Source organism: Citrobacter sp. On2M, assembly GCF_018035235.1.
GTDB lineage: Bacteria > Pseudomonadota > Gammaproteobacteria > Enterobacterales > Enterobacteriaceae > Citrobacter > Citrobacter meridianamericanus.
Window position 1 is genome coordinate 366,146 of sequence record NZ_WPCV01000002.1, and the last position, 20,210, is coordinate 386,355.

Annotated in this window: 19 protein-coding genes and 1 other annotated feature; of the genes, 14 read left to right on the forward strand and 5 right to left on the reverse strand. The window is 53.0% G+C overall.

The window, feature by feature from the left end; translation table 11 throughout:
- Positions 1-64: 64 nt before the first annotated feature.
- A complete protein-coding gene (gene nadR, locus On2M_RS03990; protein ID WP_126319332.1) occupies positions 65-1,294 on the forward strand; it encodes a multifunctional transcriptional regulator/nicotinamide-nucleotide adenylyltransferase/ribosylnicotinamide kinase NadR in 1,230 nt (409 codons plus the stop codon).
- 99 nt (positions 1,295-1,393) lie between these two features.
- On the opposite strand, the gene ettA is transcribed toward nadR, so the two are convergent.
- On the reverse strand, positions 1,394-3,061 hold the full coding sequence (ettA, locus tag On2M_RS03995) for an energy-dependent translational throttle protein EttA (RefSeq protein WP_003019019.1): 1,668 nt from the start codon (positions 3,059-3,061) through the stop codon (positions 1,394-1,396).
- A 331-nt stretch (positions 3,062-3,392) separates the two neighbouring features.
- On the opposite strand from ettA, the gene sltY reads away from it, so the two are divergent.
- The gene (gene sltY, locus On2M_RS04000; protein WP_187253700.1) at positions 3,393-5,330 is read left to right on the forward strand and encodes a murein transglycosylase; all 1,938 of its coding nucleotides are present in this window, start codon (positions 3,393-3,395) and stop codon (positions 5,328-5,330) included.
- An 89-nt stretch (positions 5,331-5,419) separates the two neighbouring features.
- Positions 5,420-5,746, forward strand: coding sequence for a trp operon repressor (gene trpR / locus On2M_RS04005; RefSeq protein WP_005123945.1), 327 nt, complete (start codon positions 5,420-5,422; stop codon positions 5,744-5,746).
- Between the two features lie 55 nt (positions 5,747-5,801).
- On the opposite strand, the gene yjjX is transcribed toward trpR, so the two are convergent.
- Positions 5,802-6,317, reverse strand: coding sequence for an inosine/xanthosine triphosphatase (gene yjjX, locus On2M_RS04010; RefSeq protein WP_038637026.1), 516 nt, complete (start codon positions 6,315-6,317; stop codon positions 5,802-5,804).
- Between the two features lie 174 nt (positions 6,318-6,491).
- Here yjjX and gpmB point away from each other — a divergent pair, with 174 nt between their 5' ends.
- Entirely contained in the window at positions 6,492-7,139 is a 648-nt protein-coding gene (gpmB, locus tag On2M_RS04015; protein WP_151216678.1) for a 2,3-diphosphoglycerate-dependent phosphoglycerate mutase GpmB, read from the forward strand.
- On the opposite strand, the gene robA is transcribed toward gpmB, so the two are convergent.
- Positions 7,136-8,005, reverse strand: a complete 870-nt coding sequence (robA, locus tag On2M_RS04020) for an MDR efflux pump AcrAB transcriptional activator RobA (protein WP_151216679.1) — start codon at positions 8,003-8,005, stop codon at positions 7,136-7,138. The genes gpmB and robA overlap by 4 nt on opposite strands.
- A 211-nt stretch (positions 8,006-8,216) precedes the next feature.
- Here robA and creA point away from each other — a divergent pair, with 211 nt between their 5' ends.
- From creA to creD, 4 genes are read left to right on the forward strand one after another with little or no spacing between them, the layout of a single operon-like run.
- On the forward strand, positions 8,217-8,690 hold the full coding sequence (gene creA / locus On2M_RS04025) for a protein CreA (protein ID WP_151216680.1): 474 nt from the start codon (positions 8,217-8,219) through the stop codon (positions 8,688-8,690).
- A 12-nt stretch (positions 8,691-8,702) separates the two neighbouring features.
- Entirely contained in the window at positions 8,703-9,392 is a 690-nt protein-coding gene (gene creB, locus On2M_RS04030) for a two-component system response regulator CreB (protein ID WP_151216681.1), read from the forward strand.
- Complete coding sequence (gene creC, locus On2M_RS04035) at positions 9,392-10,816, forward strand: two-component system sensor histidine kinase CreC (RefSeq protein WP_151216682.1); 1,425 nt, start codon at positions 9,392-9,394, stop codon at positions 10,814-10,816. Before creB ends, creC begins: the two co-directional genes overlap by 1 nt.
- Positions 10,817-10,873: 57 nt before the next feature.
- Positions 10,874-12,238, forward strand: a complete 1,365-nt coding sequence (gene creD, locus On2M_RS04040; RefSeq protein ID WP_151216683.1) for a cell envelope integrity protein CreD — start codon at positions 10,874-10,876, stop codon at positions 12,236-12,238.
- Between the two features lie 67 nt (positions 12,239-12,305).
- Here creD and arcA read toward each other — a convergent pair whose 3' ends face one another.
- Complete coding sequence (arcA, locus tag On2M_RS04045) at positions 12,306-13,022, reverse strand: two-component system response regulator ArcA (RefSeq protein ID WP_001194359.1); 717 nt, start codon at positions 13,020-13,022, stop codon at positions 12,306-12,308.
- A 95-nt stretch (positions 13,023-13,117) separates the two neighbouring features.
- On the opposite strand from arcA, the gene yjjY reads away from it, so the two are divergent.
- From yjjY to thrC, 6 genes are all read left to right on the forward strand, one after another.
- The gene (yjjY, locus tag On2M_RS04050; RefSeq protein WP_042998021.1) at positions 13,118-13,258 is read left to right on the forward strand and encodes a protein YjjY; all 141 of its coding nucleotides are present in this window, start codon (positions 13,118-13,120) and stop codon (positions 13,256-13,258) included.
- A 398-nt stretch (positions 13,259-13,656) separates the two neighbouring features.
- Positions 13,657-14,343 (forward strand): tRNA/rRNA methyltransferase, encoded by a 687-nt coding sequence (locus On2M_RS04055; protein ID WP_210904416.1) that lies wholly within the window; start codon positions 13,657-13,659, stop codon positions 14,341-14,343.
- Between the two features lie 206 nt (positions 14,344-14,549).
- Positions 14,550-14,676, forward strand: a sequence feature (Thr leader region).
- Positions 14,555-14,620 carry a thr operon leader peptide gene (thrL, locus tag On2M_RS04060; RefSeq protein ID WP_032337689.1) on the forward strand — a complete coding sequence of 22 codons (66 nt, stop codon included), beginning with the start codon at positions 14,555-14,557 and terminating at the stop codon, positions 14,618-14,620. Its footprint overlaps the feature before it by 66 nt.
- Positions 14,677-14,699: 23 nt before the next feature.
- Positions 14,700-17,162, forward strand: coding sequence for a bifunctional aspartate kinase/homoserine dehydrogenase I (gene thrA, locus On2M_RS04065; RefSeq protein ID WP_187259125.1), 2,463 nt, complete (start codon positions 14,700-14,702; stop codon positions 17,160-17,162).
- A 1-nt stretch (position 17,163) separates the two neighbouring features.
- Positions 17,164-18,093, forward strand: coding sequence for a homoserine kinase (thrB, locus tag On2M_RS04070; protein WP_151216685.1), 930 nt, complete (start codon positions 17,164-17,166; stop codon positions 18,091-18,093).
- 3 nt (positions 18,094-18,096) lie between these two features.
- Positions 18,097-19,383 (forward strand): threonine synthase, encoded by a 1,287-nt coding sequence (gene thrC / locus On2M_RS04075; protein ID WP_151224531.1) that lies wholly within the window; start codon positions 18,097-18,099, stop codon positions 19,381-19,383.
- Positions 19,384-19,426: 43 nt separating this feature from the next.
- Here thrC and yaaA read toward each other — a convergent pair whose 3' ends face one another.
- Complete coding sequence (yaaA, locus tag On2M_RS04080) at positions 19,427-20,200, reverse strand: peroxide stress protein YaaA (RefSeq protein ID WP_187253702.1); 774 nt, start codon at positions 20,198-20,200, stop codon at positions 19,427-19,429.
- Positions 20,201-20,210: the final 10 nt, after the last annotated feature.

Below are 20,210 nucleotides of genomic sequence, written 5' to 3' on the forward strand. Positions count from 1 at the left end.
AAAATACCCGCCGTCTTTCCGGCGGCATTGGGTATAACGTTTATTTTTTCAGCAGGAGGCTCTTGTGTCATTTGATTATCTGAAAACCGCCATTAAGCAAAAGGGCTGTACCCTGCAACAGGTGGCGGATGCCAGTGGCATGACCAAGGGATATCTAAGCCAACTGTTGAATGCCAAAATTAAAAGCCCCAGCGCGCAAAAGCTGGAGGCGTTGCACCGTTTTCTCGGGCTGGAGTTTCCACGCCAGCAGAAAAATATCGGTGTGGTATTCGGAAAGTTTTATCCGCTGCATACCGGCCATATCTATCTTATCCAGCGCGCCTGCAGTCAGGTTGATGAACTGCATATCATCATGGGCTATGACGACACGCGCGATAGAAGCTTGTTTGAAGACAGCGCCATGTCGCAACAGCCCACGGTGCCCGATCGTCTACGCTGGCTGCTACAAACCTTTAAGTATCAGAAAAATATCCGAATTCATGCCTTCAACGAAGAGGGCATGGAGCCGTATCCACACGGGTGGGATGTGTGGAGCAACGGGATAAAAACGTTTATGCAGGAGAAAGGGATCCAGCCAAACTGGATCTACACCTCTGAAGAGTCAGATGCTCCGCAGTACCTCGAACATTTGGGGATCGAAACCGTGCTGGTGGATCCCAAGCGGACGTTTATGAGCATCAGTGGCGGGCAAATCCGTGAGAACCCGTTTCGCTACTGGGAGTATATTCCCACCGAAGTGAAGCCGTTTTTCGTGCGCACCGTGGCGATCCTCGGCGGGGAGTCGAGCGGAAAATCGACGCTGGTAAACAAGCTTGCCAACATTTTTAACACCACCAGTGCGTGGGAATATGGGCGTGATTACGTTTTCTCCCATTTGGGCGGCGATGAGATGGCGTTGCAGTATTCCGACTACGATAAAATCGCTCTGGGACAAGCGCAATACATTGATTTTGCTGTTAAGTATGCCAATAAAGTGGCTTTCATCGACACCGATTTCGTGACTACTCAGGCCTTCTGCAAAAAGTACGAAGGGCGTGAACACCCGTTTGTGCAGGCGCTGATTGACGAGTATCGCTTTGACCTGGTGATCCTGCTGGAAAACAACACCCCATGGGTGGCAGATGGTTTGCGCAGCCTTGGCAGCTCGGTTGACAGAAAAGCGTTTCAGACGCTGTTGGTCGAGATGCTGCAGGAGAACAATATCAATTTTGTGCACGTTCAGGAGCCGGACTACGATGGTCGCTTCCTGCGCTGCGTGGAGTTGGTGAAAGAGTTGATGGGCGAGCAGAGATAGTTTAAATGCCGGATGGGGCCGCGCTTATCCAGCCTACAAGTCGCACTAACCTCGTAGGCCTGATAAGGCATCACGCCGCCATCCGGCGCTTAACGGTAATTACTTCGAAATACGTTTGTACTTAATACGCTTCGGCTCCAGCGCATCCGCGCCCAGCGTGCGTTTCTTGTACTCTTCGTATTCGGTAAAGTTGCCTTCGAAGAATTCCACCTTACCTTCATCCTGATAATCCAGGATATGGGTCGCGATACGGTCAAGGAACCAACGGTCGTGCGAGATAACCATTGCACAGCCCGGGAACTCCAGCAGGGCGTTTTCCAGCGCGCGCAGGGTTTCGATATCCAGGTCGTTAGTTGGTTCATCGAGCAGCAGCATGTTGCCGCCAACCTGCAGCAGCTTCGCCAGGTGCAGACGACCACGCTCACCGCCGGACAATTCGCCGACGCGTTTACCCTGATCCACACCTTTGAAGTTGAAGCGGCCCACATAGGCACGGCTTGGCATTTCGGTGTTGCCGATCTTCATGATATCCAGCCCGCCGGACACTTCTTCCCACACGGTTTTGCTGTTGTCCATGGCGTCACGGAACTGGTCAACGGAGGCCAGCTTAACGGTTTCACCCAGCGTGATGGTGCCGCTGTCAGGCTGTTCCTGACCGGACATCATACGGAACAGGGTTGATTTACCCGCGCCGTTCGGACCGATGATGCCGACGATAGCGCCTTTCGGTACCGAGAAGCTCAGGTCGTCAATCAACACACGATCGCCGTAGGATTTACGCAGATTGGTGACTTCAACGACTTTATCGCCCAGACGTGCTCCAGGTGGGATAAACAGCTCGTTGGTTTCGTTACGTTTCTGGTATTCAGTGTTGTTCAGCTCTTCAAAGCGTGCCAGACGGGCTTTGCCCTTAGACTGACGGCCTTTCGCGCCCTGACGAACCCACTCCAGTTCTTTCTCAATGGATTTACGGCGAGCCGCTTCCTGAGAGGCTTCCTGGGCCAGACGCTGATCTTTCTGCTCCAGCCAGGAGGAGTAGTTGCCTTCCCATGGAATACCTTCACCGCGGTCAAGTTCCAGAATCCAACCAGCTACGTTGTCGAGGAAGTAACGGTCGTGGGTAATGGCCACCACGGTGCCTTCGAAGTCGTGCAGGAAGCGTTCCAGCCACGCGACGGATTCGGCGTCCAGGTGGTTAGTCGGTTCGTCGAGCAGCAGCATGTCTGGTTTTTCCAGCAGCAGGCGGCACAGCGCGACGCGGCGGCGTTCACCACCGGAAAGATTTTCAATTTTGGCATCCCAGTCCGGCAGACGCAGAGCGTCAGCGGCACGCTCAAGCTGCACGTTCAGGTTATGACCGTCGTGCGCCTGAATAATCTCTTCAAACTTGCCCTGTTGCGCGGCCAGCTTATCGAAGTCAGCGTCCGGTTCGGCGTACTTCGCGTACACTTCATCCAGGCCTTTCAGCGCGTTAACCACTTCAGCAACCGCTTCTTCAACGGATTCGCGAACGGTATGTTCCGGGTTCAGTTTCGGTTCCTGCGGCAGGTAACCGATTTTAATGCCTGGCTGTGGGCGAGCTTCCCCTTCGATATCGGTATCAATGCCGGCCATGATGCGCAGCAGAGTAGATTTACCTGCGCCGTTCAGACCGAGTACACCGATTTTGGCGCCAGGGAAGAAGCTCAGTGAGATGTTTTTAAGAATATGACGTTTCGGCGGAACGACTTTGCCGACACGATGCATGGTATAAACGAATTGGGCCACGTTGGACTCGCCTCTATGTTTATCCCGTCATACTTCAAGCCGCAGATGCGTTGGCTGTGTCGTTCACCCCAGTCACGTACTTTTGTACGCTCAGGGGATTCACTTGCTCGCCGCCTTGCTGCAACTTGAATTATTTAGGGCTAATTATTGGTAAATAGTTATCAAAGGCGAAGTGTAGCCTTTTTCATTGTCCAATCCCAGCCAGCAGATCTCACTCGCAACAAAAGTAAAAAAGTGTCCGTGACGTGGCGCATTCTGCAATGTCTGGTTAGCATGAATGAATTAAGCGGCATGATGCTGCACAGACGTAACATGAGAAGAGGAAGAGCTTGTGGACAAAGCCAAACAATTTACCTGGCGCCTGCTGGCTGCCAGCGTATGTCTGCTGACGGTCAGTCAAGTAGCGCGAGCGGATTCCCTGGATGAGCAGCGCAATCGCTATGCGCAAATTAAGCAGGCCTGGGATAACCGACAGATGGATGTCGTAGAACAGATGATGCCTGGCCTGAAGAACTATCCTCTGTATCCGTATCTGGAATATCGCCAGATCACTGACGATCTGATGAATCAGCCCACCATTACCGTCACCAATTTTGTGCGCGCCAACCCGACACTGCCGCCCGCGCGTACTCTGCAATCGCGTTTCGTGAATGAACTGGCGCGCCGCGAAGACTGGCGTGGGTTGCTGGCGTTCAGCCCAGAAAAACCGGGCACCACCGAAGCGCAATGTAACTATTACTTCGCGAAATGGAGTACCGGACAAACTGAAGAAGCCTGGCAGGGGGCGAAAGAACTGTGGCTGAGCGGAAAAAGTCAGCCGAACGCCTGTGACAAATTATTCGGCGTATGGCGTGCCTCAGGCACCCAGGATCCGCTGGCGTATCTGGAGCGTATTCGTCTGGCGATGAAAGCCGGGAATACCGGACTGGTCACGGCGTTGGCCGGACAGATGCCCGCAGAATATCAAACCATCGCTTCAGCGATCATCGCGCTGGCCAACGATCCGAATTCGGTAATGACTTTTGCTCGCACCACTGGAGCTACTGATTTTACCCGCCAGATGGCGGCGGTTGCCTTTGCAAGCGTGGCGCGTCAGGATGCGGAAAATGCCCGCCTGATGATCCCCTCGCTGGTGCAGGCGCAGCAGTTGAATGACGAGCAAACCCAGGAGCTGCGCGATATTGTTGCCTGGCGGCTGATGGGCAATGACGTTACCGACGAGCAGGCAAAATGGCGCGATGATGCCATTATGCGCTCGAATTCCACGACGCTTGTGGAGCGCCGCGTGCGCATGGCGCTGGGAACCGGCGATCGCCGTGGCCTGAATACCTGGCTGGCGCGCCTGCCAATGGAAGCCAAAGAAAAAGATGAATGGCGCTACTGGCAGGCGGATCTGTTGCTGGAGCGCGGACGTGAAGCGGAAGCCAAAGAGATCCTGCACCAGCTCATGCAGCAGCGCGGTTTCTATCCAATGGTTGCGGCACAGCGTCTGGGCGAAGAGTACGCGCTGAAAGTGGATAAAGCGCCAGACAACGTTGACTCTGCGCTAACTCAGGGACCGGAAATGGCGCGCGTACGCGAGCTGATGTACTGGAACATGGATAATACTGCACGCAGTGAATGGGCGAATCTGGTCACCAGCCGCACGAAGTCCGAGCAGGCTCAACTGGCGCGCTACGCGTTCAACAATCACTGGTGGGATCTAAGCGTACAGGCCACGATCGCCGGTAAGTTGTGGGATCATCTGGAAGAGCGTTTCCCATTGGCCTACAAGGATCTGTTTACCCGCTATACCAGCGGCAAGGATATTACGCCAAGCTATGCGATGGCGATAGCGCGTCAGGAAAGCGCCTGGAACCCGAAGGTGAAATCGCCGGTTGGCGCCAGCGGGTTGATGCAGATTATGCCGGGCACGGCGACGCATACGGTGAAAATGTTCTCGATTCCGGGTTACAGCAGCCCGAGCCAGCTACTGGATCCTGATACCAACATCAACATTGGTACCAGCTATTTACAGTATGTGTATCAGCAATTCGGTAATAACCGCATTTTTGCGTCGGCGGCTTATAACGCCGGTCCGGGGCGCGTTCGTACCTGGCTTGGCAATAGCGCGGGCCGTATCGATGCGGTCGCGTTTGTCGAGAGCATTCCATTCTCAGAAACGCGGGGCTACGTGAAGAACGTACTGGCTTATGATGCGTACTATCGCTATTTCCTCGGCGATAAACCGGAGTTGATGAGCGACGCAGAATGGCAACGTCGTTACTGATCGCGTAGGTTGTGTTATGCTATTGTACTCGTTAAAGAGTACAAAGGGGGAGGCAAGCTCGCTTCCCCCCGCAACGATGGCGATAACTTATGACTCAGCAATCACCCTATTCAGCAGAGATGGCAGAACAGCGTCACCAGGAGTGGTTACGTTTTGTCGATCTGCTTAAACACGCCTATGAACAAGACTTACACCTGCCGCTGCTCAACTTGATGTTAACGCCGGATGAGCGCGAAGCGTTGGGCACGCGCGTGCGGATCATAGAAGAGTTGCTGCGCGGTGAGATGAGCCAGCGCGAGTTGAAAAATGAGCTTGGGGCGGGGATTGCCACCATTACGCGGGGTTCGAATAGCCTCAAATCCGCACCGGTGGATCTGCGTCATTGGCTGGAGCAGGTATTGCTCGGTAAAAATTGATCCGCCGGATGCAGCTTTGCTTTACCCGGCCTACGATTGAACATCCGGCACAATGCTATAAATACACCGCGTTATGAAACGGACTGAGCGCCAGAATCACCGCCTGGTGGTAGACGCTTGAGCGCGTCAGCTTGCCGGCGGTAAAGACGCCGATTGCACCCTCTTTACGGCCAATCTCGTCAATGCCCGTGTACTGCGACATTACCGGGCCGAGCGCTTCACCCTGGCGTACTCTGTCGAGAATGACAGCAGGCAATGGCAACGTGGCTGAACGGGCTTCGCCGCGCTGGACGCCGTTATCAATCACCACCCAACTGAAGGTGGCGTCATCGTCGATTCCCGCTTCAATAGCGACCCAGAAATCAGCCTGCGGGTGCAGGCGACGCGCGTTATCAACGCGATTTCGTGCGCCAGTGCGCGTTTCCTGGCTTCCGAAAGGCTGTTCCGGTACGCCACTCTCGACGGCGACGGGTTCAATATGGCAGGATCCTTCCCCGAAAATCTCTTCAAATGCCCGCAGAATTGCCTGAATTTTGGCAGGATTGGTGGTCGCAGAGATAACCTTGTGCATAATTAAGCTCAGTTTGAAAATTCATCGCAGAGTCTACTCTAAATAATTTGAGTAACAGAAAGGCGGTAAGCAAAGGAATCCTCAGGAACATAGATAACTATGTGACTGGGGTGAGTGAGCGCAACCAACGCATCTGTTACTCAAAGTATGACGAGTATATAACGGAAAAAAAGCATGTTACAGGTATACCTTGTTCGCCATGGCGAAACGCAGTGGAACGCCGAGCGACGTATTCAAGGCCAGTCAGACAGCCCACTGACCGCTAAAGGTGAGCAGCAAGCCATGCAGGTGGGTGAACGCGCCCGCTCGTTTGGTATTACGCATGTCATCAGTAGCGATTTAGGTCGTACACGACGCACCGCAGAAATCATCGCCCAGGCCTGCGGCTGTGATATCGCCTATGACTCCCGCCTGCGCGAACTGAATATGGGCGTGCTGGAGCAACGTCATATCGATACGCTGACGCCGGAGGAAGAGGGTTGGCGTCGCCAGTTGGTGAACGGTACTGTTGATGGTCGTATTCCGGAGGGGGAATCGATGCAGGAACTGAGCGATCGCGTTAACGCGGCGCTGGCATCCTGTCTGGAACTGCCGCCGGGGAGTCGTCCGCTGCTGGTCAGTCACGGTATCGCGCTGGGTTGCCTGGTGAGTACGATTCTGGGATTACCGGCATGGGCTGAACGTCGCCTGCGTCTGCGCAACTGTTCTATTTCTCGTGTCGATTACCAGGAAAGTTTGTGGCTGGCGCCGGGATGGGTAGTTGAAACGGCAGGGGACATCTCTCATCTTGACGCCCCTGCTTTGGATGAACTGCAGCGTTAGCGGCGAATCGGAATCAGGAATTCGCAGCGCAGGTTGATCGGGCGATCTCCCGCTTTGGCATCTTCTGCCGGGTAGTATCGCTCGATATCCTGCCCTTTACGGCGCGTCAGGTTCAGCATCGGCATGCATGTGCCATACACCGTCAGGATAAACTCCTGCACGCCGGTACCCAGCCCTTCATAGGTGAACATCACGTACTCGCCGCCCTGTAACAGAATAGGCTGCGCCGATGGCACATAGCCATTGGCCTGTTCCGGCGTTAGCGCAGTGGTGTAAAACACTTCCTGCTCGTCATCTTTTTCAATGCTCGGACGCGTTTCGTTTAGCCCGTACAGCACCGGAGGGATCGCAGGAGCCTGACTGAGGAAATCGCGCCAGAACTGAATACGCATTTCATGACGGAAATCCGAAATCTGTTCCAGCGAGCAGGAATAGCTTTGTGTGGTGCCAAGCAGTTGCGTATCTTCCAGCGTGACAAACTCATGCGCCGGCATAGCAAATTCACCCAGTCGCATTGGTGGGCGAATACCGAACGCGCTCCAGTCCGGCGAGCGACGATACAGCGCAGGCGTCTGGGAAAACTGTTTCTTGAACGCGCGGGTAAAGGTTTGTTGAGAGTCGAAGCGATATTGCAGGGCAATATCCAGAATCGGACGCGCAGTCAGGCGTAGCGCCACTGCGGATTTCGATAAACGACGGGCGCGGATATAGGCGCCAATAGCATGGCCCGTCACGTCCTTAAACATTCTCTGCAGGTGCCACTTGGAATAGCCTGCTTTTGCCGCCACATTGTCAAGCGACAAAGGCTGATCCAGATGACCTTCCAGCCAGATTAACAGGTCGCGAATAATGCCAGCCTGATCCATATAATATCCTCATCCTTTCAACAACGAGTACCTGACGTCAGGTATGTGGATAATAGCATTTTTTGTTGTTTTAGCATTCAGTGTTTTTTTTGCTCATAAATGCTTTTTTCGGACATACGAAAACGTAATTATTGTAATCCTGTGATCTGTATACGTTTTATCTTAGAATGTCGAATTATTACACAGTGCAACATTTAAGAATGGTAACAATATGAAATATAAGAGCTTAATCATTTCCTCAATTCTGCTGATGTTGACGCAGGCCGCCCATGCGGAGCAGATTGGATCGGTTGATACGGTATTCAAAATGTTTGGCCCGGATCATAAAATTGTGGTCGAAGCGTTTGACGATCCGGATGTGACCAATGTGACCTGCTATGTGAGTCGTGCGAAGACCGGCGGCATCAAAGGTGGATTGGGGCTGGCGGAAGATACCTCTGATGCCGCGATCTCCTGTCAGCAGGTGGGGCCGGTAGAACTGAGCGACAGAATCAAGAACGGCAAAGCGCAGGGCGAAGTGGTATTTAAAAAACGGACATCGCTGGTGTTTAAATCTTTACAGGTTGTGCGTTTTTACGACGCAAAACGTAATGCGCTGGCCTATCTGGCCTATTCAGATAAAGTGGTCGATGGATCGCCCAAAAATGCCATCAGCGCGGTACCGATTATGCCGTGGCGGCAATAACAAGGAAGCAAAATGCAACAGCCGTTGATCTGGTTGGTGGAGGATGAGCAGGGCATCGCCGATACGCTTATCTACATGCTGCAACAGGAAGGCTTTAGCGTCGAAGCGTTTGAGCGCGGGTTACCCGTGCTGGAAAAATCTCGCCAGCGATGCCCTGATGCGATCGTTCTGGATGTCGGACTGCCGGATATCAGCGGTTTTGAACTGTGCCGACGCCTGTTGGAACGCCATCCGGCGCTACCGATTCTCTTTTTGACTGCGCGCAGTGATGAAGTTGATCGCCTGCTGGGGCTGGAAATTGGTGCGGATGACTATGTTGCCAAGCCTTTTTCGCCGCGCGAAGTGTGCGCACGTGTGCGTACGCTGCTGCGGAGGGTGCAAAAATTCTCCGTGCCTTCATCGACGACGCGCTGTGGGGATTTTGAACTTAATGAGCTGGCCGCGCAGATCAGTTGGTTCGGTATGCCGTTAAACCTGACGCGCTATGAATTTCTGTTGCTAAAAACCTTGCTGATGTCGCCAGGTCGCATCTACTCTCGCCAGCAGTTGATGGATTTAGTCTGGGCCGATGCGCAGGATACCTTTGACAGAACGGTTGATACCCACATCAAAACGCTGCGCGCCAAGCTGCGGGCCATCAACCCCGAGCTTTCCCCCATCAATACGCATCGCGGTATGGGATACAGCCTGAGGAGCGTCTGATGCGCATTGGTATGCGTTTGCTGCTCGGCTATTTTCTGATTGTCGCCGTCGCCGCCTGGTTCGTTTTGTCGATCTTTGTACAGGAAATTAAGCCAGGCGTTCGCCGGGCGACCGAAGGTACTTTAATTGATACCGCCACGCTGCTGGCCGCGCTGGCACGTGATGACTTACTCTCTGACTCACCTACCAACGGCAAGCTGGCGCAGGCCTTTTCACAGCTGCATAACCGCCCATTCCGCGCCAATATCAGCGGCATTAACAAAGTACGTAATGAATACCATGTCTACATGACGGACGCGCAGGGCAAGGTGGTGTTTGATTCAGCTAACCAGGCCGTCGGTCAGGACTACTCCCGCTGGAACGACGTGTGGTTAACGTTACGTGGGCAGTATGGCGCTCGTAGTACGCCGCAAAACCCGGATGATCCGGAAAGTTCAGTGATGTACGTTGCCGCACCGATCGTGGACGGCGGGCGTATTATCGGGGTGCTGAGCGTAGGTAAGCCGAATGCGGCAATGGCACCGGTGATTAAACGCAGTGAACGGCGGATGCTGTGGGCCAGCGCCGTATTGCTGGGCATTGCCTTAGTGATTGGCTTTGGGATGGTGTGGTGGATAAACCGCTCCATTGCCCGACTGGCGCGCTATGCCGACTCTGTCACCGAAAATCGCCCCGTCCCGCTGCCAGATTTAGGTAGTAGTGAGCTACGTAAACTGGCGCAGGCGTTGGAAAGTATGCGTTTGAAGCTGGAGGGCAAGAATTATATTGAGCAATATGTGTATGCGTTGACGCATGAACTGAAAAGCCCGCTGGCGGCCATTCGCGGTGCGGCTGAGATTTTGCGCGAAGGCCCGCCGCCAAACGTGGTTGCGCGCTTTACTGATAATATTCTGACGCAAAATGCGCGCATGCAGGCGCTGGTTGAAACCTTGCTACGGCAGGCGCGACTGGAGAATCGACAGGACATTACGTTGACGCCAGTGGCGGTAGATGCGCTTTTTACCCAGCTTAAAGAGGCGCGCAGCGTGCAGCTGGCGGCAAAAAACATCACGTTAACCATTATGCCTTCATCGCTTAGCGTCGCTGCCGATCTTGCGTTGCTGGAGCAGGCTCTGGGGAATTTGCTCGACAACGCTATCGACTTCACGCCACAGGATGGGGTAATTACGCTGAGCGCGCATCAGCAGGAGGATCAGGTCACGTTGCGGGTCATCGACAGCGGCAGCGGCATCCCTGACTTTGCGTTACCGCGTATTTTTGAGCGCTTCTACTCGTTGCCCCGTGAGAATGGGCACAAGAGCAGCGGTTTGGGACTGGCGTTTGTCAGCGAAGTTGCGCGACTGCATGCAGGTACGGTGACATTATGCAACCGACCTGAAGGTGGCGCACAGGCCTCGTTTACACTTCACCGTCACTTCACATAACTTCAAATTCTGCGCACATAGCTGTTCTACCTTGCTGAAATTACAAAGGAGAACGCTATGTTTAAATCACCCCTGTTTTGGAAAGTTGTCACCTTAGGTGGCGCAATATTGCTGCTGTTAATTCCCCTGACAATGGTCAGGCAGATAATCGTTGAGCGATCCGATTATCGTGATGACGTTGAAGATGCAATCCGCCAGAGCACCAGCGGACCGCAAAAGATGGTCGGCCCGTTGATAGCCATTCCGGTCACAGAGCTTTATACCTCGCTGGAGGATGGCAAAGAGATCCAGCGTAAGCGAAGCTATATCCATTTCTGGCTGCCGGAGTCGTTGGTGGTTGAGGGGAATCAGAACGTTGCAGCGCGTAAAATCGGTATTTATGAGGGGCAGGTCTGGCACAATGACCTCTCGGTGAAGGCCGAGTTTAACGCCGAACGGTTGAGTGATTTAAACCATCCCAATGTCAGCGTCGGCAAACCGTTTATTGTGGTTAGCGTGGGGGATGCGCGCGGGATTGGTGTGGTAAATACGCCGCAGGTCAATGGAACGCCGCTGGCGGTTGAACCGGGGACGGGGCTGGATGGACGTGCGCAAGGGATCCACATTCCGTTACCCGACGTGAGCTGGGCGGAGAAAAATCTGAGCATGACGCTGTCGCTCAATTTGAGCGGAACAGGAAATTTCTCGGTCGTTCCGGTGGGGCGTAATAGTGAAATGACCTTAACCAGCAACTGGCCGCATCCCAGTTTTCTTGGTGACTTTCTCCCGGCTAAGCGTGAAATCAGCGAATCCGGATTCAAGGCCCAGTGGCAAAGCAGTTGGTTCGCGAATAACCTCGGTGAGCGCTTTGACGACGAAAAGATTGGCTGGCTGGGCATGCCGGCGTTTAGCGTCGCCGTCGCCACGCCTGCAGATCAGTATCAGTTAACGGACAGGGCAACAAAATATGCCATTTTACTGATTGTGCTGACCTTCATGTTTTTCTTCGTGCTTGAAAGTATGACCAGCCTGCGTTTGCACCCTATGCAGTATCTGCTGGTGGGGCTGTCGCTGGTGATGTTTTATCTGCTGCTGCTGGCGCTGTCTGAACACATTGGTTTTACCGCCGCGTGGATCACTGCAAGCCTGGTGGGGGCGTTGATGAACGGCGTGTACCTTCAGGCGATACTGGGATGGCGTAACAGTATGTTGTTCACCGTGGCGTTGCTGGCGCTGGATGGTGTGATGTGGGTGCTGCTCCGTTCACAGGACAGCTCTTTACTGCTGGGAACAGGCGTGTTGTTGCTCGCGCTGTGCGGAGTGATGTTTCTGACGCGTCATCTTGACTGGCACTCGTTGGCGCAGCCAAAACCTAGGGCAAAGTCTACAGAACTTCCGGAGCCTCAGCCTGCGAAGAGCGACGAGTTTCGCTTGTGGAAATAGGGCGCTGGGGAAACGAAAAATGAAAAACGGCGCATAAAGCGCCGTTTTTTTACCTGTGAGGATTGAATTAATCCTGCAGGTCGCCGCAGAAACGGTAGCCTTCACCGTGAATAGTGGCGATGATTTCTGGCGTATCCGGCGTTGATTCGAAATGTTTACGAATGCGGCGGATAGTCACGTCAACGGTACGGTCATGCGGCTTCAGTTCGCGACCGGTCATTTTTTTCAGCAGCTCTGCGCGAGACTGGATCTTGCCCGGATTCTCACAGAAGTGAAGCATGGCACGGAATTCGCTGCGTGGCAGTTTATACTGCTCGCCGTCAGGACCAATCAGAGAGCGGCTGTTGATATCCAGCTCCCAGCCATTGAACTTGTAGCTTTCGACGCTACGGCGTTCTTCGCTGACAGTACCCAGGTTCATGGTACGGGACAGCAGGTTACGAGCACGGATAGTCAGCTCGCGCGGGTTAAACGGCTTAGTGATGTAATCGTCTGCGCCGATTTCGAGGCCGAGAATTTTATCGACTTCGTTATCACGGCCCGTCAGGAACATCAGCGCAACGTTAGCTTGTTCGCGGAGTTCGCGCGCTAACAGCAGGCCATTTTTCCCAGGCAGATTGATATCCATAATCACAAGGTTGATGTCATATTCAGAGAGAATCTGATGCATTTCCGCGCCATCTGTCGCTTCGAATACATCATAGCCTTCTGCTTCGAAAATGCTTTTCAACGTGTTGCGTGTTACTAACTCGTCTTCAACGATAAGAATGTGCGGGGTCTGCATGTTTGCTACCTAAATTGCCAACTAAATCGAAACAGGAAGTACAAAAGTCCCTGACCTGCCTGATGCATGCCGTAAATTAACATGATCGGCGTAACATGACTAAAGTACGTAATTGCGTTCTTGATGCACTTTCCATCAACGTCAACAACATCATTAGCTTGGTCGTGGGTAGTTTCCCTCTGGACCCGACAGTGTCAAAAACGGCTGTCATCCTAACCATTTTAACAGCAACATAACAGGCTAAGACATGCCGGACACCCAATAAAACTACGCTTCGTTGACATATATCAAGTTCAATTGTAGCACGTTAACAGTTTGATGAAATCAACGTATCCAAATGTTTGCTTTCATCACAAAATTTCAATATTACAACTAGTTGCACGCGCTAATTAATAAATGTAATGAATCCAACCAATGCGAACCATTTTAAATTAAATTATCATGGATAAACAGAAGGATATGCAACTTTTGTTAACATATAAGGCAATAGTGCAGCCTGGAAATAGTTTAGCATTTTTTACTGAACGCGAAATGCTTTTTCAGTGACTTCTGTTAAAAATATGTAAATTCGCGCTGCGTAATATGTTGATGTGCGTCACATTATTACCTGTACACAGGCCAAAAGAGTATCGAAATGCGTTTAACAATTATTCTGGTTGCCCCCGCCAGAGCGGAAAATATTGGTGCGGCTGCCCGTGCAATGAAGACCATGGGATTCACCCAGATGCGGATCGTTGACAGTGAGGCCCATCTGGAACCCGCCACGCGATGGGTTGCGCATGGTTCTGGCGATATTATTGATAATATTAATGTTTTTCCAACGTTAGCGGAGGCGCTTCACGACGTTGATTTTACCGTTGCGACCACGGCGCGTAGCCGGGCGAAGTTTCATTATTACGCCACACCGGTCGAACTGGTTCCCCTGTTGCAGGAAAAATCAACGTGGATGGATCATGCCGCACTGGTTTTTGGCCGTGAAGATTCGGGGCTGACCAACGAAGAATTGGCTCTGGCGGATGTACTCACCGGGGTACCTATGGTAGCTGACTACCCTTCACTCAATTTGGGGCAGGCGGTGATGGTGTATTGCTATCAATTAGCAGGTTTAATACAACAACCGGCCAGAAACATTGAGGTAACGGATGAGCATCAGCTACAGGCATTGCGCGAACGAGTTTTGCGTTTATTAGCCACGCTGAACGTTTCTGACGACATTAAGTTGGCGGACTGGCTGCAACAGCGAATGGGTCTGTTAGAGCAGCGAGACACCGCAATGTTGCACCGTTTTTTACATGATATAGAAAAAAATCTTACAAAATAAAGTGCTGTAAATATTTTTATTTCTGGTTTTTTATTCTGGATTCAAGTAGGCGAGACATGCTGTATTGGTTGAAAGTAAAAGGGCAAGCAGTCGCTCGTGAACAAGTTTCGGAATGTGATCAATTTAAAAATTTATTGACTTAGGTCAGCAGATACTTTAACCCTAAAAGAATACAGGACAGATAATAAATAATTACAGAGCACACAACATCATGAAACGCATCAGCATCACTATTACCACAACCATCACCATTACCACAGGTAACGGTGCGGGCTGACGCGTACAGGAAACACAAGAAAAAGCCCGCACCTAAACAGTGCGGGCTTTTTTTTCGACCAAAGGCAATGAGGTAAACCATGCGAGTGTTGAAGTTCGGCGGTACATCAGTGGCAAATGCAGAGCGCTTTCTGCGGGTTGCCGATATTCTGGAAAGCAATGCCAGACAGGGGCAGGTTGCGACCGTGCTCTCTGCCCCCGCAAAAATTACCAACCATCTGGTGGCGATGATTGAGAAGACCATCGGTGGTCAGGATGCTTTAGCCAATATCAGCGACGCCGAACGTATTTTCTCTGAGCTGTTGGTGGGGTTGGCCGCCGCACAACCGGGCTTCCCGCTGGCTCCGCTCAAAGCCTTTGTTGAACAAGAATTTGCTCAGATTAAGCACGTCCTGCATGGCATCAGCCTGTTGGGACAGTGCCCGGACAGCATCAATGCCGCGCTTATCTGCCGTGGCGAAAAAATGTCGATCGCCATCATGGCAGGCCTGTTGGAAGCGCGTGGGCACAACGTGACGGTCATCGACCCGGTCGAGAAATTACTGGCGGTAGGCCATTACCTTGAATCTACCGTTGATATTGCTGAATCTACGCGTCGTATTGCCGCCAGCCGTATTCCTGCGGACCACATGATTCTGATGGCCGGATTTACCGCCGGGAATGAGAAAGGTGAGTTAGTGGTGCTGGGGCGTAATGGCTCCGACTACTCTGCCGCCGTACTGGCCGCCTGTTTGCGTGCTGATTGTTGTGAAATCTGGACCGATGTTGATGGCGTATATACCTGCGATCCGCGCCAGGTACCCGACGCCCGATTGCTGAAATCGATGTCTTATCAGGAAGCGATGGAGCTTTCTTACTTCGGCGCCAAAGTTCTGCACCCACGCACCATTACCCCTATTGCCCAGTTTCAGATCCCCTGTCTGATAAAAAATACCGGCAATCCGCAAGCGCCGGGTACGCTGATCGGCGCCAGCAGTGATGAAGACGATTTGCCGGTCAAAGGTATTTCTAACCTCAATAACATGGCGATGTTTAGCGTCTCCGGCCCAGGAATGAAAGGCATGGTAGGCATGGCGGCGCGCGTTTTTGCCGCGATGTCGCGTGCGGGCATCTCAGTGGTGCTGATCACGCAATCCTCTTCTGAATACAGTATTAGCTTCTGCGTCCCGCAGGGCGACTGCGCGCGTGCGCAACGCGCAATGCAGGATGAATTCTATCTCGAACTGAAAGAAGGCCTGCTGGAGCCGCTGGCGGTGACTGAGCGTCTGGCGATCATCTCAGTTGTGGGCGATGGTATGCGCACGTTGCGTGGCATCTCAGCGAAATTCTTTGCCGCGCTGGCTCGCGCTAACATCAATATCGTGGCTATCGCCCAGGGCTCGTCTGAGCGTTCTATTTCGGTGGTGGTGAATAACGACGATGCCACCACTGGTGTGCGCGTAACCCATCAGATGCTGTTCAACACCGACCAGGTGATTGAAGTGTTTGTGATTGGCGTAGGCGGGGTGGGTGGTGCATTGCTGGAGCAGCTTAAACGCCAGCAAACCTGGCTTAAAAAGAAGCATATCGATCTGCGCGTGTGCGGCGTGGCAAATTCGAAGGCCCTGCTGACCAACGTCCACGGTTTGAATCTGGAAAACTGGCAGGCTGAGCTGGAAAACGCGAAAGAGCCATTCAACCTTGGGCGCTTAATTCGTCTGGTGAAAGAATATCATCTGCTCAATCCGGTGATTGTCGACTGTACATCAAGCCAGGCGGTGGCGGATCAGTACGCTGATTTTCTGCGTGAAGGCTTCCATGTGGTTACGCCGAACAAAAAGGCTAACACCTCGTCGATGGATTACTACCATCAGCTGCGTTTTGCTGCGGCGAAGTCCCGGCGTAAATTCCTTTACGACACCAACGTGGGCGCGGGCTTACCAGTTATTGAAAACTTGCAAAATCTGCTTAGCGCAGGTGATGAATTGCAGCGTTTCTCCGGCATTCTTTCCGGCTCGCTGTCATTTATTTTCGGCAAGCTGGATGAGGGGATGAGCTTTTCCAGGGCCACCACTCTGGCGCGGGAACTGGGCTACACAGAGCCCGACCCACGTGACGATCTTTCCGGTACGGACGTGGCGCGTAAGCTGCTGATCCTCGCCCGTGAAACCGGTCGTGAGCTGGAGCTTTCAGACATTGTTATTGAGCCTGTCCTGCCAAAAGAGTTTGATGATTCCGGTGATGTTTCCGCATTTATGGCGAAATTACCGCAGCTGGATGACGCCTTTGCCGCGCGCGTGGCGAAAGCCCGTGATGAGGGGAAAGTATTGCGCTATGTTGGCAATATTGAAGAGGACGGCGTCTGCCGCGTGAAAATAGAGGCAGTAGACGGCAACGATCCGCTGTTCAAAGTGAAAAACGGTGAAAACGCGTTGGCGTTTTACAGCCACTATTATCAGCCGTTACCGTTAGTTCTGCGCGGATACGGTGCGGGTAACGACGTGACGGCGGCGGGCGTATTCGCCGACCTGCTACGTACCCTTTCATGGAAGTTAGGAGTCTGACATGGTGAGAGTTTATGCCCCGGCTTCCAGTGCCAATATGAGCGTCGGGTTTGATGTGCTCGGGGCGGCGGTTACCCCGATAGATGGCTCGTTGTTGGGCGATGTGGTGTCCGTTGAGGCGGCCGACCATTTCAGCCTGAACAACCTCGGGCGCTTTGCTAATAAGCTGCCGTCTGAGCCGCGAGAAAATATCGTCTACCAGTGCTGGGAGCGTTTCTGCCAGGAACTGGGTAAAAGCGTTCCGGTGGCGATGACGCTGGAAAAAAATATGCCGATTGGCTCTGGGTTAGGCTCCAGCGCCTGTTCCGTTGTGGCAGCGCTGGTCGCGATGAATGAACACTGCGGTAAGCCGCTCAACGATACGCGCCTGTTGGCAATAATGGGCGAGCTGGAAGGGCGTATCTCCGGCAGTATTCATTACGATAACGTTGCCCCGTGCTTTTTGGGCGGCATGCAGTTAATGATTGAAGAAAACGGCATTATCAGCCAGCAGGTGCCAGGCTTTGATGAGTGGCTATGGGTGCTGGCATATCCGGGGATTAAAGTATCGACGGCAGAAGCGCGGGCGATTTTACCTGCGCAGTATCGCCGACAAGACTGTATTGCCCACGGGCGGCATTTGGCTGGGTTTATCCATGCCTGCTATTCCCGTCAGCCAGCGCTTGCCGCGAAGCTGATGAAAGATGTCATTGCTGAGCCGTACCGTACCCGTTTGCTGCCAGGCTTTAGCCAGGCACGTCAGGCGGTAGCGGAAATCGGCGCGCTGGCCAGTGGTATCTCCGGGTCAGGACCGACGCTGTTCGCTTTATGCGACAAGCCGGATACGGCGCAGCGTGTCGCAGACTGGCTGGATAAAAATTACCTGCAAAATCAGGAAGGCTTTGTTCATATTTGCCGGCTGGACACGGCGGGCGCACGGGTACTGGGATAATCAATGAAACTGTATAATCTGAAAGATCACAACGAGCAGGTCAGCTTTGCGCAGGCCGTCACGCAAGGGCTTGGCAAGAATCAGGGATTGTTTTTTCCGCACGATTTGCCGGAATTCAATCTGACAGAAATCGATGAGATGCTGAACCAGGATTTCGTTAGCCGCAGCGCTAAGATCCTTTCCGCATTTATTGGTGATGAGATCCCACAGGAAGTCCTTGCAGATCGCGTACGTGCGGCGTTTGCCTTCCCTGCGCCGGTGGCTCAGGTTGCCGCGGATGTCGGCTGTCTTGAACTATTCCATGGTCCTACGCTGGCATTTAAAGATTTTGGCGGACGCTTTATGGCGCAGATGCTGACGCATATTAGCGGCGATAAACCGGTCACGATTCTGACTGCCACCTCTGGGGATACCGGGGCGGCGGTTGCACATGCCTTTTATGGCCTGAAAAACGTGCGAGTGGTGATCCTTTATCCGAATGGCAAGATCAGCCCATTACAGGAAAAATTGTTCTGTACGCTGGGCGGCAATATTGAAACTGTCGCCATCGACGGTGATTTTGATGCCTGTCAGGCGCTGGTTAAACAGGCGTTTGATGATGACGAGCTGAAGGTGGCTTTGGGGCTGAATTCGGCTAACTCAATCAACATCAGCCGTCTGCTGGCGCAAATTTGTTACTACTTTGAGGCCGTGGCGCAACTGCCGCAAGAGGCGCGAAATCAGCTGGTTATTTCCGTTCCCAGCGGTAACTTTGGCGATTTGACCGCCGGGTTGTTGGCGAAATCACTGGGCCTGCCGGTGAAGCGTTTTATCGCCGCGACCAACGTCAACGATACGGTTCCACGCTTCCTTGCACAAGGCGAGTGGGCACCGAAAGCAACCCAGGCGACGTTGTCGAATGCGATGGATGTCAGTCAGCCGAACAACTGGCCGCGCGTGGAAGAACTGTTCCGCCGTAAAATCTGGCGTCTGAATGAGCTGGGTTACGCCGCCGTTGACGATGTCACGACACAGGAAACGATGCGCGAGCTGCATGAGTTAGGCTACACCTCTGAACCGCATGCGGCGGTGGCTTACCGTGCGCTGCGTGATCAGCTAAACCCTGGCGAGTATGGCCTGTTCCTCGGTACTGCGCATCCGGCGAAGTTTAAAGAAAGCGTTGAGGAGATTCTTGATCTGAAGCTGGCTCTGCCAAAAGAGCTGGCGGAACGCGCAGACTTGCCGCTGCTTTCGCATCATCTGCCAGCTGATTTTGCGCAACTGCGTAAGCTGATGATGACCCGCGGGTAATTCTTGTGCCGGATGAGGCGTTAGCCGTCATCCGGCATGTACACTACTGCTCGTGACGCTTGAACACCAGTTCACCTTTCCCTGACGATTCTTCATCAAAGAAATAGCCTTCGCTGTTAAAAGCGGTCAACTGTTCTGGCTGCGTTAAGCGGTTTTCAATGATGTAGCGGCTCATCAGGCCGCGCGCTTTTTTGGCATAGAAGCTGATGACTTTGAACTTGCCGTTCTTCTCGTCAAGGAAGACCGGTTTGATCAGTTCTGCATTAAGCTTTTTCGGCTTCACCGATTTAAAATACTCATCCGAAGCGAGGTTAATCACCACGCTGTCGCCTTGCGCTTCAAGTGCTTCGTTAAGTTTATCGGTGATGGTATCTCCCCAGAACTGGTAGAGATCTTTACCTTTCGCATTGGCCAGACGAATGCCCATCTCCAGACGGTAAGGTTGCATCAAATCCAGCGGACGTAGCACGCCGTAAAGTCCGGACAACATCCGTAAATGCTGCTGAGCGAAGTCGAAATCCGCCTCGCTGAAGGTTTCAGCCTGCAGTCCGGTATACACGTCGCCCTTAAACGCCAGAATGGCCTGGCGCGCATTTTCCGGGGTGAAGTCAGGCTGCCAGTCATGGAAACGCGTGGCATTCAAATCCGCCAGTTTGTCGCTAATCCCCATCAGCTTGCCAATCTGCGGCGCAGAAAGCTGGCGCGCCACGTGGATAAGCTGCTGGGAGTGATCCAGCAGTTCGGGTAGCGTATGGCGTGTCGTTGCCAGCGGACTTTGGTAGTCGAGCGTTTTTGCAGGTGAAATCAGAATCAGCATATCCAGTCCT

Excerpts from the sequence above, each read along its gene's own strand:
- trpR (WP_005123945.1), top strand. The coding sequence starts at position 5,420 with ATGACTCAGCAATCACCCTATTCAGCAGAGATGGCAGAACAGCGTCAC.
- yjjX (WP_038637026.1), bottom strand. The coding sequence starts at position 6,317 with ATGCACAAGGTTATCTCTGCGACCACCAATCCTGCCAAAATTCAGGCA.
- gpmB (WP_151216678.1), top strand. The coding sequence starts at position 6,492 with ATGTTACAGGTATACCTTGTTCGCCATGGCGAAACGCAGTGGAACGCC.
- robA (WP_151216679.1), bottom strand. The coding sequence starts at position 8,005 with ATGGATCAGGCTGGCATTATTCGCGACCTGTTAATCTGGCTGGAAGGT.
- creA (WP_151216680.1), top strand. The coding sequence starts at position 8,217 with ATGAAATATAAGAGCTTAATCATTTCCTCAATTCTGCTGATGTTGACG.
- creB (WP_151216681.1), top strand. The coding sequence starts at position 8,703 with ATGCAACAGCCGTTGATCTGGTTGGTGGAGGATGAGCAGGGCATCGCC.
- creC (WP_151216682.1), top strand. The coding sequence starts at position 9,392 with ATGCGCATTGGTATGCGTTTGCTGCTCGGCTATTTTCTGATTGTCGCC.
- creD (WP_151216683.1), top strand. The coding sequence starts at position 10,874 with ATGTTTAAATCACCCCTGTTTTGGAAAGTTGTCACCTTAGGTGGCGCA.
- arcA (WP_001194359.1), bottom strand. The coding sequence starts at position 13,022 with ATGCAGACCCCGCACATTCTTATCGTTGAAGACGAGTTAGTAACACGC.
- yjjY (WP_042998021.1), top strand. The coding sequence starts at position 13,118 with ATGACTAAAGTACGTAATTGCGTTCTTGATGCACTTTCCATCAACGTC.
- On2M_RS04055 (WP_210904416.1), top strand. The coding sequence starts at position 13,657 with ATGCGTTTAACAATTATTCTGGTTGCCCCCGCCAGAGCGGAAAATATT.
- thrA (WP_187259125.1), top strand. The coding sequence starts at position 14,700 with ATGCGAGTGTTGAAGTTCGGCGGTACATCAGTGGCAAATGCAGAGCGC.
- thrB (WP_151216685.1), top strand. The coding sequence starts at position 17,164 with ATGGTGAGAGTTTATGCCCCGGCTTCCAGTGCCAATATGAGCGTCGGG.
- thrC (WP_151224531.1), top strand. The coding sequence starts at position 18,097 with ATGAAACTGTATAATCTGAAAGATCACAACGAGCAGGTCAGCTTTGCG.
- yaaA (WP_187253702.1), bottom strand. The coding sequence starts at position 20,200 with ATGCTGATTCTGATTTCACCTGCAAAAACGCTCGACTACCAAAGTCCG.